Consider the following 14961-nt stretch of genomic DNA (forward strand, 5'->3'; position numbering starts at 1 on the left):
TATAATACCTTTTTCAAAACAGCTCCATCTGCCTATCATCAATCTCCCCAAGTCTGATGCCAATACCTATTAAACGAATCGGGTAAGTTTGCTTTTTATAAAGCTCGATTATTAGATTTGTGAAGATCTCTCTATCTATAGCTCTAGAGACTCTAGTCACACTAGTTTTATTAAATTTAGTGTCAGTAAACTTGACAAATATGCCAACTATACATTTGTAATGATTTTCTGATATCCGACTAGCTAGCTTTTGATATAAGCTAGGTAGTTTTTCTAGACAAGCCTCTAAGGTTTTTAGATCATCTAAATAGGTATTTTCAACACTTATAGATTTACGGATATGAATGGGGTTAACTATACGGTTATCAATACCTCTAGCATAGTTGTATAAACTACTACCAAACTTACCAAATTTTTCTATAAGAGTATTTAAGCTAAGTTGTTGCAATTGTGAACAAGTTTCAACATTCATGCTTTTTAGCTTCTCTTGAGATACTTTACCAACACCAAAGAGTTTTTTAACAGGTAAGTCTTTTATAAAATCATCGACTTGTTTTGGCGTTATTACATATAAACCATTTGGTTTATTTATATCACTAGCTATTTTTGCTAAAAGTTTATTTGGGGCTATTCCAGCAGAGCCAGTTAAGCCAGTTTTTTCAAATATTTGTTTTTTTATTGCTTGAGCAATTAGAGTGGCACTATTTTGGTAGTCTGCTATATCAGTGACATCGATATAAGCTTCATCAAGAGATAGTGGTTCAACCTTATCTGTAAAAGAATGAAATATTTCTCTAATACTAGCAGAAGCTGCCTTATATTTTGTGAAATCTGTATTTAAAAGTATAAGGCTGGGACATTTTTGCATCGCTATAGACGTTGGCATTGCTGAATGTACACCGTATTTACGTGCGATATAGTTACAAGTTGATATTACACCACGTTTGGGATTTGTGCCACCAACAGCAAAAGGTTTATTTTTTAGGCTTGGATTTGCTTTTTCTTCTATCTGAGCAAAGAAATAATCCATATCAATATGTATGATTTTTCTTATTTTACTCATGATTTTTTACTTATAAATATCTGCAAAAGGATCTATGTTAGAGTCTTCATACCAATTATATTCTATTTCAATACTTTTTTGTTTTGCTACCTCATAACCTAGTAAATCAGCGACAAAGCCCAAACTCATATCTATGCCGGCACTAACTCCTGAGCTTGTATAGATATTACCATCTTTAATCCACCTTGCTTTGTCTATCCATATAACATCAGCAGCTATAGATTTTGTCCAGTTTAAAGCTTTCTTATTTGAGGTGGCTTTTTTCCCATCAAGTAACTTTGTTTGAGAAAATAAAGAAGAACCAGTACAAACTGTAAAAATATATTTAGCATTATTTGCTAGTCTAGTAAGTTCAGTGATCAATTTTTTATTATGAATTAGCTGACGAGTACCCATGCCGCCCGGTACAAATAAAACATAATCGTTTGAAGTTATTTTAGAGAAATCTTTAGTATTTATTTCTACTGCTTGGCTACTAGTGACTATACCGCCATTAATTGAATAATAGTTTGGTTTAAAATCATTTTTGAAGCTTCCTAAGACTTCAATTGGTCCAAATACATCTAAGGTCTCAAACTCATCATATAAGATAGTTACTATCTCTAACATACTTTTTTTTATATAAACTGTTTATTTATAAATAGTACAATAAAGTAATCGGTTTTTATATCATCTTATAGATTATAAAACATCAATAAAACCAATACTTATGGCGGGATGCTAAAATTAACCTAGCGTGACTTTTTTATAATGAATTAACTATATATAATTACTCCTAATAAATATAAAAAGTACAACTAAATGATTTTCTTTAAAAATGTTTCTTATCAAGTTGAGATAAAAGAGTTATTTAATGATATTAACTTTTCTATTTTCCAAAATCAAAAAATAGGTTTGGTGGGTAAGAATGGTACCGGTAAAACTACACTTTTCAACCTGATACAAGCAAATATTTCACCTGATAAAGGTGATATAGAGATAGCTAAAAATACGCGTATAGTTACGGTTAAACAGGAAGTTGATGATTTTGAAATTAAAGTTATAGACTATGTGATTAATGGTGTTGAATCTATAAGATCTTTAAAACATAAGATGGCAGAAGCTTTAGATAAAGAAGATTTTGTTGAGTATTCTAAATACCATGAGGAATATGAATCATTAGGTGGTTATACTATAGAGTCTCAAGCTAGTAAGCTTTTAGCTGGTTTAGGGTTTAGTATTAGTCAATTAGAACAAAAAGTAAAAGAGCTATCTGGTGGTTGGCAGATAAGGTTAAACCTTGCTCAAGCACTTTTACAAGAGTCAGATATTTTGCTGCTTGACGAACCTACAAACCATTTGGATTTAGATGCAGTTTTATGGTTAGAGCAATATTTGCAAGAATATAAAGGTTCTTTGTTGCTTATTTCGCATGATAGGATTTTTTTAGACAACGTTGTTAAGCAGGTTTTTCACATAGATGAAAAAAAGATAGTTGCATATACGGGTAATTATTCATCTTTTGAAAAACAATCTTATGAACAAAAGGTTCTTCAACAAAAGCAGTTTGAAAAACAACAAAAGCATATAGAGCATTTAGAGAGTTTTATTAATCGCTTTAAAGCTAAAGCTTCAAAAGCTAAACAAGCTCAAAGCCGCGTTAAAATGCTTGATAAAATCCAACGCATAGAAGCTATAAAAACTGAGTCAGAATTTAGTTTTGAGTTTAAGCAACCAAAAGAGCATTTAAATGGCACACTTGTCAGTTTACAAAATACAGATTTGGGGTACTTTCAAAATAAGGTTTTAAATAATATAAATTTGGTTATTTATAATGAAATGCGTATAGGGCTTTTGGGTCTAAATGGTGCTGGTAAATCAACTCTGATTAAATCTCTAATTGGTGAAATAGATATACTTTCAGGTAAGATTGAAAAGCACCCAAATCTTAGAGTAGGGTATTTTTCACAACATTCTTTAGATATGTTAGATATGCAAGCTAGTCCTTTGTTACATATGCAAAGGTTAGATATGAAAGCTACCCAAGAAAAACTTAGAACATTTCTGGGGAGTTTTAACTTTACAGGAGATAAAGCTTTAGCTAAAGTAGTCAGTTTTTCTGGTGGTGAAAAAGCAAGGTTAGCTTTGGCGATGATAGTTTATCAAGAACCAAACTTTTTACTACTTGATGAACCGACAAACCATTTAGATATTGGCGTACGTGAAGCTTTGACAGTAGCATTACAAAGTTTCCAGGGAGCTATTATTCTAGTTTCACATGATAGATTTCTGTTAGAGTCTACCGTTGATGAATATATGTTAGTTGGGCAGGGAAGTGTTAAAGCTTTTGATGGTGATATGCATGATTATTATAAGTATATTTTAGAAATTAAAAAGCTGGAGAATAATGTTTCCTTGGAATCCCAAAATGTAGATACTAAAAAAGAAAATCGTAAGTTTTCAGCAGATAAAAGAAAACAGTTTAAACCCCTCCAAGACAAAGTTAAAAAATTAGAAAAAAGTTTAGGTAAGCTACAACAACAAAATCTAGTTATAGAAAAACAATTACAAAACCAAAATCTGTATGATAATAAAGAAAAATTACAGAAAACTTTGTCAGAGCATACAAAATTAAAAGAGCAAATAGATAAAATAGAGTTAGAGTGGTTTGAGGCTTTGGAAGAGTTAGAATCTACAAGGGAATAATAGTTAAACCAAAATCTAGTTACTATTTTTAACCACTTTGATTATTAGTTTTTATTATGTTAAGTTAATAAGTACCCTTAATATAAAAAAACTAAAAATGATAGAACGTAACAAAGGCGCATATGCACCGGTATTTTATCCAGCTATTATTTTAGCTGTTATCTTTTCTTTGATGGGAATATTTGCTCCAACTATATTCTCAAAATATATGGGAGCGATACAAAATTTAATTTTAAGTAACCTAGGGTGGCTATATATACTAGGGATGAGTATATTTGTTTGTTTATGCATATTTCTAATGTTTAGCAGGTTTGGGGATATAAAATTAGGTCAAGAACATGACTTACCTCAGTATAGCAATATTTCTTGGTTTGCTATGCTTTTTGCTGCGGGTATGGGTATTGGACTTATGTTTTACGGTGTTGCAGAACCTTTGCAACACTATCTAGCTCCACCTGATCAGTCACTAGACCAATTTTATTTAGCACAAGAAGCTATGAATATTACTTTCTTTCACTGGGGAGTAGAGGCTTGGTCTGTCTATGCTATAGTTGGGTTATCATTAGCCTACTTTGCATATCGTCATGACTTGCCATTATTGCCTAGGTCTATACTATATCCAATATTAGGTAAGCATATTTATGGTCCTATAGGTCATGCGGTGGATATATTTGCTATACTAGGTACACTCTTTGGAGTCGCTACATCCTTAGGCTTTGGTGCTATGCAGGTTAGTGCTGGAATTAATTTTTTGATAGGAATTCCAGATAATATAAATATGCAAGTAATCTACATAGTTTTTATCGTTTTTCTAGCTACAGTTTCAGTAGCCTTAGGACTAGATAAAGGAATCAAATTTCTTAGTAATTTTAATATTATCTTAGCGTTAGCGTTACTAGCTTTTGTATTGTTTTTTGGTCACACTACAGACCTTATAAAAGATTATTTCCAAAACATAGGTTACTACTTAAGCACTATTGTTAATAAAACTTTTAATTTATATGCTTACAATAAAAACAATCAGACTTGGTTAAAAAGTTGGACTTTATTTTATTGGGGTTGGTGGATAGCTTGGTCGCCGTTTGTTGGGATGTTTATTGCTAAAGTTTCAAAAGGTAGAACTATTAGAGAATTTGTCGTAGGCGTTTTATTTATTCCGGTTGGTTTTACATTTTTATGGATGACTATTTTTGGTAATTCAGCTATTAATATAGTTATGAGTGGAGCAGGCTCAGAGTTAATAAATGCTTCTCAAAATAATATTCCTGTAGCTTTATTTGAGTTTTTAAGATTTTTTCCATTTTCTACTTTTGCGTCTATTTTAGCTGTATTTTTGGTTATAACATTTTTTGTAACTTCAGCAGATAGTGGCTCTTTAGTTATAGATATACTAGCAACAGGTAATGCTAAAGAATCAATTACGGCACATCGCATTTCTTGGTCTATACTAAGTGGTTTGCTAGCTATATCTTTGCTCTTAGCAGGAGGGTTGCAAGCACTGCAAGCTGCAACTATAATCAGTGCTTTTCCATTATTATTTATACTTTTTTTTATGTGTATATCTCTTATAAATAGTCTAAGGTTAGATTACTTACGTATAAAGAGTATCGAAACTCACTCAACAGTTGTTCAGTACGTTAAGGCAAATACATCTTGGCAAGACAGGTTAGCAGCTATAGTTAATAAACCAACAAAAAATCAAGCCCGAGAGTTTCTAAAAGAAATTGTAAAACCAGCTATACTAGAAGTAGCTAATAAAATGCAACAAACTGGGTTAGACACAAAAGTAGACTTAGGAAAAGAGCAAATTCATTTGATAATTTCTAAGATAAATTCAGATAATTTTGTATATACAGTTATGCTTAGAGTTTATGACTCCCCTAGTTATAGAGATGATGATATTGATAAATATACTAGAGTGGAAGTTTTTCTAAGTCATGGTGGTCAGTATTATGACATTATGGGTTACTCAAAAGAGCAGGTTATAGCTGATATTATTAACCAATATGATAAACATCTTCATTATTTACACCTAGCTGTAGCGGATAAGGATATTGTTAACTAACTTTCTTTAAAACATTCTAAAATAGTATCACGAAATTATTAATTTTTGTCTTAAACTCTCAAACAAATATATTGTAGCAGCTTGAGCCACATTGAGTGACTCTATATTGCTAAGTGTTGGAATCATAGTTTTTTGTCCAACGGAGAAATCTACTATACCATTAGCTTCTTCACCAAAAACTAAAACACTGTTATTAAGTTTAAAACTTTGATCGTAGCAAGATACTCCCTCGTGAGGGGTGGTTAACCATACTTGACGTTGTTTTATCTGGGAATGATTACAAAGTTCTTTCAAATCTCCAAAAAAACCGAAATTTAGACTAAACTGAGCTCCCATGCCAGCACGTATTGCTTTAGGGTTAAAAGGATCTACAGTACCATTTATAAGCGCGACTTCCGTTAGCCCAACAGCAATAGCAGTGCGTAATACTGTCCCCATATTGCCAGGATCTTGGATACGATCTAAGACTAATAAAAAATCATCATTAAATTTTAGATTCTTAACTTTTGGTTTATATGCAAGTAGCATGATTTCCTGGGAGTTATGTGTTTGAGAAAGCTCAGTAAACTCTTTTTCAGAAACGATAAATTTTTGCTCTATATCGTAGCTTTCATTATCACTTTCTTTAGTCAATATAAGTGCCGCAATTTGGGTTTTATCGAGCCTAACTAATGCCTCTTGGCAACATCTTAGTCCTTCGATTATGTAAAATTGAGATTTTTTTCTACCTTGGTTTGAGTGTAATTTTTTTATTTCTTTTTGGAGCTTTTGAGTCAAAGTCTGCATTTGAGGTAGTATGTTTTTTACTTTTGTAGTTATTGTATGTTTTTTACTTATTAGTTTAAATAGTAATATTAATCATCGGATTGTTATAAACGGATTACTATTTGAAGCCGGTAATTAAATATTTAGTATATGAAGATGTAAACTGCGCTTTTTCAAATATTTTTGCCTTATTATTATTTGCCTAATTTCAGCTTTCAACAGTCCCATTATGGACACATGTAAATAACTTTTCTTTATAAGGTTTAATGTTTTACCAAAATCAAATCTTTTGAATTTATAGTTAAATTTAATTCCAATGATTTATTGCGTTTAAGTATAGCATTGATTTTGTGGGATTTTTGCTTATAAAATTTCTATTAAAAGAAAGAAGAGTAACAAGTAATTTATAGTTTCTTTTATTCTTTTCTTCTTCTGGTTTGTAGCTTTGTGCCCAGTTTAATAGTTGGTTTTTAAAATTTTTGCGACTACCTTTATATTCTTTCATTATATAATTTGCATAACTATTATCATAGTCATTAATCTTTAAATAGACAGCAACTGTATCTGCATGACCATTTTCTAAAGCCATGTAAAGTCCTGGGAACATATCTTTGTCTTTAGCAGCCAATAACTTTATTTTTTTAGCAATGTTAATACCACTAATATTATTTATGGCGTTAATATAAGCTGTAACAGCTGATGTATGACCATTTTGTAAAGCCATGTAAAGCCATGTAAAGCCCAGGGGTCCCATTTTTGCTTTTAGCAGCCAGTAACCATATTTTCTTAGCAAGGCTAATACCACTAATACCATTTATAGCGTTAATATAAGCTGTAACAGCTGCTGCATGACCATTTTGTAAAGCCGAGTAAAGCCCGGGGAACCCACGTTTGTTTTTAGTAGCCAATAACTCTATTTTCTTAGCGGTGTTAATGCCACTAATATTATTTATAGCGTTAATATAAGCTGTAACAGCTAATGTATGGCCCTCTAGTAAAGCCACGTAAAGTCCAGGTAACTTATCTTTGCTTTTAGCAGCCAATAACTCTATTTTCTTAGCAATGTTAATACCCCTAATACTATTTATAGCGTTAATATAAGCTGTAACAGCTGCTGCATGACCCTTTCGTAAAGCCACGTAAAGTCCAGGGAACTTATCTTTGCTTTTAGCAGCCAATAACTCTATTTTCTTAGCAATGTTAATACCCCTAATACTATTTATAGCGTTAATATAAACTGTAACAGCTGCTGCATGACCCTTTCGTAAAGCCATGTAAAGTCCAGGGGTTTCGTTTTCGTTTTTAGCAGCCAATAATTCTATTTTCTTATCAATGCTAATATCATTAATACTATTTATGGCGTTAATATAAGCTGTAACAGCTGCTGCATGACCATTTCCCAAGGCTAAATATAATAATCCAGCATTGTCACTTTTGGGGATTGGTAATAAATTTTTCCAATAATCACTTTTAGGTTCGTCAAAACCCTCCTCTGGAACAACTGGGTTATCACCAGATCGTTCTACTCCAAATACTAAAATAGAAATTGCATACTCTTGATTAGCGTCTGAAATTGTTTCCCTAAATAAGGACTCTAATATATTACATCCATTTTGCAAATGAACGTCAGAAAAGGTAAGCCGCTTATATGTGTCATGGTCAATTAAATGGTAACCCATTTCATTTGAACCCCCAATTGCAATAACATGGCGATTTCTACCAAGTAAACATGCAGTAGGCTTTTCATTAATTAAGAATTTTTTTATTAGACCCCAGGCATTATCTTTAGTATAGAGACCTAAGTGTTTCTTTAGTAAATAAATAGAATTATCTTTCTGCCTTTCTTTTTCTTGCTCTTGCTCACCGAATAAGGTTAAGTTAAAGTTTGTTGCACTATTACTACGCTTTAGCACTTTATTTTTTTGTATACTTCCACGGTTACCTAGGTTTGATATGGTACGACGAAGATTTGGCCTGTTTTCTTGCGAGTGTTTTGGTTGTTTAAACAACTCCCTACCAAGATTATAGTCTTTAAATGTAAATGGTTTATTATCTCCATCCCAGGTGTTAAAGTTTTTATTCCATACCGCCTCTTCTTCTACACTAAGATCTTTTGGGCTTTTTAAGCCATGATATACAGCTATCCCCTCAAGCCAAGGTTTTATGCTTAATAATTTATCTATTACAATAAGACTTTGTTGAGATTGTGGTTTGTCTTTATTAAATCTGTCTTCCTCAGCTTTGTTAATATCACGAACTAATAGTTCGATGGCAAAAAAATCTTTTAACTTTTTTAATCCTTCTTTGCTAGGTATTATTAAAGGTGGTGAAATTGAATTAATTTCATTTGCAATTTCAGCTGGCAATTTACCTGTTATAAGTTCAAGGGTACCTTCTTTATTATAGTGAAAACTATATTTTTTATTTGAGGGGTTTATATATATAGTATCTAAGTCATGATGTTCAGGCAGTGGATTCAGATTTATAACTTTATAATTTCTTAACTTATTGTCATAACCATTAATAAACTTTAATCTGTTAACATACGTATTAATATCGTTTCTAATAATAGCCTGTATTGCCATAAAAGCTACACCATAGCACATTCCGCCTTCGTTGATAGTGTATCCAAGGCGTTTCATTAAAAAAATGCTAATCATATTTGTAATTTATATGTGATATTAAAATAATTACATAATTATACATTATTTTAAAATAAACAAAACTAAAAATAATTAATTTGTATAAAATTTATAAATTGTTTAATATAAATATACTAATAGTGTGTTTTATATAGTTACTTTAAAATTAAAATCTCTGATTAAGTATAAAAGTACGTTACACTATCATTTATTTAATAAACGGTGTACAAAAGTGCATCCAGGTGTTAAGGGTTTATCAAGTTACAATACTTTTTCAACTTCAATGGTTTTAGATTCTTTAGTGCATTCAGGTTTTTTAGGTAATACTACCCAAAGCATCCCTTTTTTAAATGATGCTTTAGCTTTATCAGTATCTACTGTATCAGGCAAAGATAGACTACGTTCATAACTGCCGTAATTAATTTCACGCATCATATAGTTTTTATCTTTATCTTGCCTGGACGTGGTTTTTTCTCCTTTAACTGTTAAAATTCCATTGTCTATGGAAACTTTAATATCCTCTTCACCTAATCCTGGCATTTCAATCTCAATTTTAAGTTGATTTTTTTCATCAACAACATCTACCGCAGGGCAAAGAGATAAGTCTTCAAAACGTTCAATAGAGGAGCTAAATGGTTCAAACCATTCATAGATATTATTAAATGCCTTATTAAACTCGTTTTGTGCTGTTGACCAAAATGGTGTATTTTTACGCTGACCTAAATTAATAGGAACATTTTTCTTAGTAGCTAGCAAATTCATAATTACCTCCTATTGGTAGTGTTAGAAAAGCAACTACTATATTCTCTATTTTTCCTAAGGGCGTCATTGATTAAAATCAATGAATGTAAACAAAAAGTTAGTTAAATTTTAAGTTACTAATTTAACATAAGGAGAAGGTAATTATGAAAATAGCAAATTTGATGACAAAGGAGCCTATAACTTTAAATGAAAGCGCAACTGTATTAGAGGCTGTTAAGGAAATGGAAGAATCTAACTGTGGTATTTTGCCGATAGTTGATGACGATAAGGATATAAAAGGTGTTATCACTGATAGAGACATTATAGTCAGAGCGATAGCAAAAAATAAAAACCTAGAGAAAACCTGTATCACAGAAGTTATGAGTAAGAATCCAGTCTTTTGTGAAGAAGAGGATTCATTACAGCATGCTGTTTCTCAAATGACTCGCCACAATATACGTCGCGTGTTGATAAAAAATAAAAAAGGGGCTTTCTGTGGTATTTTATCTCTTATAGATGTTATTCATCGTGTAAAAGATAAGACTTCATTAGCCGACTTATTTAAAGATGCTAATGCAGAATCATAGTTTATAATTATAAATACTAATCAATTGGTAAGTTGCAAGGAAATGTTTTTGAGCAATGTTGACAAACGTAAGAAATTAACTTTTTAGGTTGGGGGATATCAACATATTCTCCCTTAATTTGAACATCACAACGAGTATAAAGTTTGCTAATTGCTCTTGAAAAAGTCTCTGGTCTCATACCAAGTTTTAAGGCTAATATGTTTTTTGGATAGGGTAAATGTATAGTGGTGCTTTTCTGATAATTAGTATTAACATTGTTATTTAATCTTAATAAAAAACACCCTATACGCTGCATAGCATTTTGGATAGATAGATGTTCAATATGGGCATTTAATAAAAGTTGCTTTTGCGACATTTTTTGTAAAAAGCTAAATGATAAATTGCTATCTAACGTTAACAATTGTTTTAATTTATCAAGAGGCAAAGTAAAACCCTTAAGATCAGAAATGGCATGCGCCATATAAGCTTCTTCTCTAGATGAGGTTGTAATAAGTGATTCACCGTAATAATTATCCTGTGAAAGGATATCAATAATAATTTCTTCACCATCAACACTTACTCTAAAAAGTTTTAGCCAGCCATTAGTTACATATAAGAAATTTCGTAAACTCTGGTCATAATCCATAACTAAAGTATTTTTTCTATAAAAAAAATTCATCGCCACTTTTGAAAGCTGCTCAAGTGTAGTATTGGATGCTTGAGAGAACAGCTCAATAGTCTTTAAAAAACTTATCTGCATAACCATCTTTCCCCCTGTAGTTACCAAATATAAATGAGTAAAGTTTTCTCCTTTTTGCCATATAGAATTCATTATAAAACTTTCATGCTAAATTTATTTTGGTATCTCAATGTAATTAACTCTTAAAAGCAAGTTTTGAATCATGAATTTTTCTCTTATAGTGCGCGTTTGTTTTTATAGAAATTAGCTTCATATGTTAGTAAATAGTTGATTATTAGATGAAATTATTAACTAAAATAAAAGATTTATAAATACATTTTCTAGCAAAAAGTTAATTTTAAAAGTTGTGAGAACAAGTAAAAACCATTTATGAGTTAATAAAGATATACAGTCCCACCTTGTTTCAATGCGAGAGAGAGCTCATCTATTTCTTCCTTAGAAAACTTTCGGTAAGTAGATATGCTATTATCATCGATACTTCTATTTGATTTATTTAATAAAGACTTTTTCTGTAATGATGTATTTGTTAAAAAAGACAAAGTATCGATAGGATTAAACATTTTCTTATCATAATAACGAACTAAAATATTAAACACATTTCCTGAAATATTAGGATAAACCAATTTGGGTGTTTGATTATTATAATCTTCTTCATACATAATAGATTCAAAAATTTCGATATATGAATGTGCATTGGTGACTTGTCGATCATAAAACTTATCCCAGAAGATGAGCATGCTACAAGCAACTGTCATTTTTTCTATAGGCTTTTGGCAGTCATGAATATCTAGTATAGAAGCCATATGACCACTTACTCCATTTCCAAGCATCATACCAGTTTCATAACAGGCTTTATTCCGGGCAGCTACTATATTTGAAGGCTTAGAATAATGATTGTAAGTCATATTATTGCTAGGAGCTTTTCCAAGCACTCCAAGTTTATATTTTTCTCTTATGATATTATTCCAATTAGACCCTGTATAAACTGTTGATTCCTTTACGGGATCTTTGTGTTTTTCTAATACAGAGGTAATGATTTTGCGCGTATCATTAATCAACATGGCACCTATTGCAACCTTGGGCAAAATGTTAAATATATTGTTTTTTTGTTTACCAATTTTTGGAAAGTCTTCAATAAACTCATTAAGTAAAAGTTCAAATGTTTTAAATGATTTTAAGGCGTTTGTTATTTTATTATCCTTAAGATTCTGATAATATTTATAATATTCATTTGAGCCCAAAGAGGATGTAAGTTTCTGATTTTCTTGTGCTTTTATATCTTTTTCCTTTTGTCCCAGAAGAAATAACTCCTCTGTTATCTCTTTTCCATCAGATAATCGCTTGTCTAATGGTATTTTGTTAAATTTTTTAATTAAGTCTGGTTCTTTTATTTTAAAATCTTTTTCTAGTTGTTCTTTCTTCTCGGGTGACAAGGCTGATAGAGCATTTTGATATTTATTTTTCCATTTTTTGAGAATTTGGACCTGTGCTTTATAAAGTTGATCATTCTCATCTTTAATCAGTTTTTCAACCAGTAATTTTGTACGAGCGAAATTGCCAGTTGCAATATTTCTAGCTTTCATAGCTATATGTTTAAAAGCAAGTTGTATAGATGGATATGTAATAAAGTATTCGGCTTCATTTATAAACGACATATCATTATTTAAGTCAAGAAATATTTCATTATTTATAATTTGTTTAGTTTTAAAATTAAATACTTCTTCTGTTGGGAGATTTGTCAAACCACCATTTTTTTTTGATAAATAAGTATATAATGTTTTTAGCTGCTTATTTATACTACCTTCGTGTGTTAAAATGTTAGCGCTAACTTTGTTAGTAAGTGGTTGTTCTGGAACTTTACCTAAAATTGGATGAAAGTATATTAAACATTGCTGAATATAAATATCCTTATATTTTAGAACAGTTGGTTCTATTAAGTTAGCATCAAGCATCTCAAATTCATAAGCATACGTTAGAAAATCATTTATTATCTCTTCTGGCTTGTACAAAGAAAACCAAGGGATCATATAATATTCTTCATTATATATACTTGGTTGATCAATGTCAGATTGTGTTATATTCCTCAAATCAGTTGCAGTAAATGTATTATTTTGTAATTTATCTTTGTGGATAGCAAGTAGAAACATTATAACTCCTTTTTTATTGTTTTACTCCCTGCTAAATATATAAATTTAAAGTATAATTTGATATGGGGTGTATTTAATAAGAGGCAATAATTTTTAATAGTTGCAACAGCCCCTTTCAAGGCTTAAACATAGCTACTGTACAGGGCAATTGCATTAAAATATTTTTTGCTAGAATCCTTTGTTTATAATAGTTTTAACTTCTTTACAAGATCAATACAAGCAGTTTCAGATCTCCTAAAATTAACTGATTATGATTAAAATGACGCTTTATTATTTATAGCTTCGTTAAATAAGCTGTATTTATAGGCATTTTAGGTGGACACTCTACCAAAAATAGTAACTTTACTGGTTATAACCGTAAAATAATAAGGTTGTCAAGACATTTTTAATGCAATTGCCCTGAGCTACTGTAACGCTGTTATTGGCTAAAATTATAGTTGAAGAATATACATTTGTGGAAGTTTATATGATAATTCTCTTAGGCAAGTTTATTTTGAAGAAATTAGGACTCTATATGCTAAAAACTAAAAGCTTAACTCCGTTACAAAACGATATTATCATAAATAAAGCTACAGAAAAGTCTTTTACTGGTAGATATAATGAACTAGATTGTGAAGGAACTTATATTTGTAGGAATTGTGCTACACCATTGTTTAAATCAGATAGTAAGTTTATATCAAGTTGTGGCTGGCCTAGTTATGATATTCATATCGCTGATAATGTAAAGCAACTACCCGATAGAGATGGTCGTAGAATAGAGATCTTATGTAATAGTTGTGATGGACATTTAGGACATATTTTCCATGGTGAAGGCTATACTCAGCTAAATACTCGATACTGTGTAAACTCAGCGTCTGTGGATTTTATACCGTTTAGAGGTTTTGGTGAAACAGAAGAAATTATATTAGCAGCAGGGTGTTTTTGGGGTGTGGAATATTACTTTAAAAAATTAGATGGAATACTCCTTGCGGAATCCGGCTATTGTGGTGGTGATCAGCCATATCCTAATTATAAAAGAGTTTGTGATGGTGATACAGGATATCTAGAAGTAGTCAGAGTTATATTTGATAAGGATAAATTGTCTCTAGATGACGTTTTAAAATATTTCTTTGAAATACATGATTTTGAACAAGTAGATGGCCAAGGTCCAGATATAGGAGAACAATATAAATCTGCAATTTTCTACTATACTGATACGCAAAGACAGATAGCAATAAATATTAAAAAAACATTAAATGATAAAGGCTATAATGTAACTACTAAAATTATAGAAGTAAAGCCTTTTTATATTGCTGAGGATTATCATCTGGATTACTATTTTAAAAAAGGCTCATTACCGTATTGTCATACTCATAAAAAAATATTTTAACTTTTTGGAAATAGTATGTTCTTATGATAAGTAGCCTAGCCAAACTTCCTGTTAACTTAAAAATTTATAGTATTTTATAGTTCATTTGCTTATATTTTTTATTATCTATACCAATTTTATAACAGCTTAGAAGTAAAGTAATGGCTATTGATATAGATTTAAACATTAATTTTACGTTACCAAAGCTATAAAATATTTAAGTTTTTAAAAATAAATAA

12 protein-coding genes are annotated in these 14961 nt (G+C 30.7%); 4 read left to right on the top strand and 8 right to left on the bottom strand.

All coding sequences use genetic code 11. The features are described from left to right. Positions 1-13 precede the first annotated feature (13 nt). Together dinB and E4K63_RS03465 are read right to left on the bottom strand one after the other, a co-directional pair. Positions 14-1063 (bottom strand): DNA polymerase IV, encoded by a 1050-nt coding sequence (gene dinB / locus E4K63_RS03460; RefSeq protein WP_133940605.1) that lies wholly within the window; start codon positions 1061-1063, stop codon positions 14-16. A gap of 6 nt (positions 1064-1069) precedes the next feature. Then, positions 1070-1672 (bottom strand): DJ-1/PfpI family protein, encoded by a 603-nt coding sequence (locus E4K63_RS03465; protein ID WP_133940607.1) that lies wholly within the window; start codon positions 1670-1672, stop codon positions 1070-1072. Positions 1673-1864: 192 nt separating this feature from the next. On the opposite strand from E4K63_RS03465, the gene E4K63_RS03470 reads away from it, so the two are divergent. Both E4K63_RS03470 and E4K63_RS03475 read left to right on the top strand, forming a co-directional pair. Further along, complete coding sequence (locus E4K63_RS03470) at positions 1865-3748, top strand: ABC-F family ATP-binding cassette domain-containing protein (protein WP_133940609.1); 1884 nt, start codon at positions 1865-1867, stop codon at positions 3746-3748. 100 nt (positions 3749-3848) lie between these two features. Then, positions 3849-5813, top strand: a complete 1965-nt coding sequence (locus E4K63_RS03475) for a BCCT family transporter (RefSeq protein WP_133940754.1) — start codon at positions 3849-3851, stop codon at positions 5811-5813. A gap of 27 nt (positions 5814-5840) precedes the next feature. Here the strand turns inward: E4K63_RS03475 and E4K63_RS03480 are convergent, their stop codons facing one another. The 4 genes from E4K63_RS03480 to E4K63_RS03495 all read right to left on the bottom strand — a co-directional run bounded on the left by E4K63_RS03480 (position 5841) and on the right by E4K63_RS03495 (position 9982). Continuing rightward, the gene (locus E4K63_RS03480; protein WP_133940611.1) at positions 5841-6599 is read right to left on the bottom strand and encodes a TrmH family RNA methyltransferase; all 759 of its coding nucleotides are present in this window, start codon (positions 6597-6599) and stop codon (positions 5841-5843) included. Positions 6600-6885: 286 nt separating this feature from the next. Further along, positions 6886-7302 carry a hypothetical protein gene (locus tag E4K63_RS03485; RefSeq protein ID WP_133940613.1) on the bottom strand — a complete coding sequence of 139 codons (417 nt, stop codon included), beginning with the start codon at positions 7300-7302 and terminating at the stop codon, positions 6886-6888. Beyond that, positions 7256-9220 (bottom strand): hypothetical protein, encoded by a 1965-nt coding sequence (locus E4K63_RS03490; RefSeq protein ID WP_133940615.1) that lies wholly within the window; start codon positions 9218-9220, stop codon positions 7256-7258. The genes E4K63_RS03485 and E4K63_RS03490 overlap by 47 nt, the downstream gene beginning before the upstream one ends. 261 nt (positions 9221-9481) lie before the next feature. Then, positions 9482-9982: an Hsp20/alpha crystallin family protein gene (locus tag E4K63_RS03495; RefSeq protein WP_133940617.1), complete on the bottom strand. Its 501-nt coding sequence runs from the start codon at positions 9980-9982 to the stop codon at positions 9482-9484. 143 nt (positions 9983-10125) lie between these two features. Here E4K63_RS03495 and E4K63_RS03500 point away from each other — a divergent pair, with 143 nt between their 5' ends. Continuing rightward, on the top strand, positions 10126-10548 hold the full coding sequence (locus E4K63_RS03500) for a CBS domain-containing protein (protein WP_133940619.1): 423 nt from the start codon (positions 10126-10128) through the stop codon (positions 10546-10548). Positions 10549-10564: 16 nt separating this feature from the next. On the opposite strand, the gene E4K63_RS03505 is transcribed toward E4K63_RS03500, so the two are convergent. Both E4K63_RS03505 and E4K63_RS03510 read right to left on the bottom strand, forming a co-directional pair. Continuing rightward, the gene (locus tag E4K63_RS03505; protein ID WP_133940621.1) at positions 10565-11359 is read right to left on the bottom strand and encodes a Crp/Fnr family transcriptional regulator; all 795 of its coding nucleotides are present in this window, start codon (positions 11357-11359) and stop codon (positions 10565-10567) included. Positions 11360-11601: 242 nt separating this feature from the next. After that, entirely contained in the window at positions 11602-13374 is a 1773-nt protein-coding gene (locus tag E4K63_RS03510; RefSeq protein WP_133940622.1) for a hypothetical protein, read from the bottom strand. 514 nt (positions 13375-13888) lie between these two features. On the opposite strand from E4K63_RS03510, the gene E4K63_RS03515 reads away from it, so the two are divergent. Beyond that, the gene (locus tag E4K63_RS03515; RefSeq protein WP_133940624.1) at positions 13889-14743 is read left to right on the top strand and encodes a bifunctional methionine sulfoxide reductase B/A protein; all 855 of its coding nucleotides are present in this window, start codon (positions 13889-13891) and stop codon (positions 14741-14743) included. Positions 14744-14961: the final 218 nt, after the last annotated feature.

The organism is Allofrancisella inopinata (assembly GCF_012222965.1).
Lineage (GTDB): Bacteria > Pseudomonadota > Gammaproteobacteria > Francisellales > Francisellaceae > Francisella > Francisella inopinata.

What these genes read in the sequence shown, in the direction of transcription:
- E4K63_RS03510 (WP_133940622.1), bottom strand. Translation starts at nt 13,374, where the DNA reads ATGTTTCTACTTGCTATCCACAAAGATAAATTACAAAATAATACATTT.
- E4K63_RS03480 (WP_133940611.1), bottom strand. Translation starts at nt 6,599, where the DNA reads ATGCAGACTTTGACTCAAAAGCTCCAAAAAGAAATAAAAAAATTACAC.
- E4K63_RS03495 (WP_133940617.1), bottom strand. Translation starts at nt 9,982, where the DNA reads ATGAATTTGCTAGCTACTAAGAAAAATGTTCCTATTAATTTAGGTCAG.
- E4K63_RS03465 (WP_133940607.1), bottom strand. Translation starts at nt 1,672, where the DNA reads ATGTTAGAGATAGTAACTATCTTATATGATGAGTTTGAGACCTTAGAT.
- E4K63_RS03500 (WP_133940619.1), top strand. Translation starts at nt 10,126, where the DNA reads ATGAAAATAGCAAATTTGATGACAAAGGAGCCTATAACTTTAAATGAA.
- E4K63_RS03470 (WP_133940609.1), top strand. Translation starts at nt 1,865, where the DNA reads ATGATTTTCTTTAAAAATGTTTCTTATCAAGTTGAGATAAAAGAGTTA.
- E4K63_RS03505 (WP_133940621.1), bottom strand. Translation starts at nt 11,359, where the DNA reads ATGAATTCTATATGGCAAAAAGGAGAAAACTTTACTCATTTATATTTG.
- E4K63_RS03485 (WP_133940613.1), bottom strand. Translation starts at nt 7,302, where the DNA reads ATGGCTTTACAAAATGGTCATACATCAGCTGTTACAGCTTATATTAAC.
- E4K63_RS03515 (WP_133940624.1), top strand. Translation starts at nt 13,889, where the DNA reads ATGCTAAAAACTAAAAGCTTAACTCCGTTACAAAACGATATTATCATA.
- E4K63_RS03490 (WP_133940615.1), bottom strand. Translation starts at nt 9,220, where the DNA reads ATGAAACGCCTTGGATACACTATCAACGAAGGCGGAATGTGCTATGGT.
- dinB (WP_133940605.1), bottom strand. Translation starts at nt 1,063, where the DNA reads ATGAGTAAAATAAGAAAAATCATACATATTGATATGGATTATTTCTTT.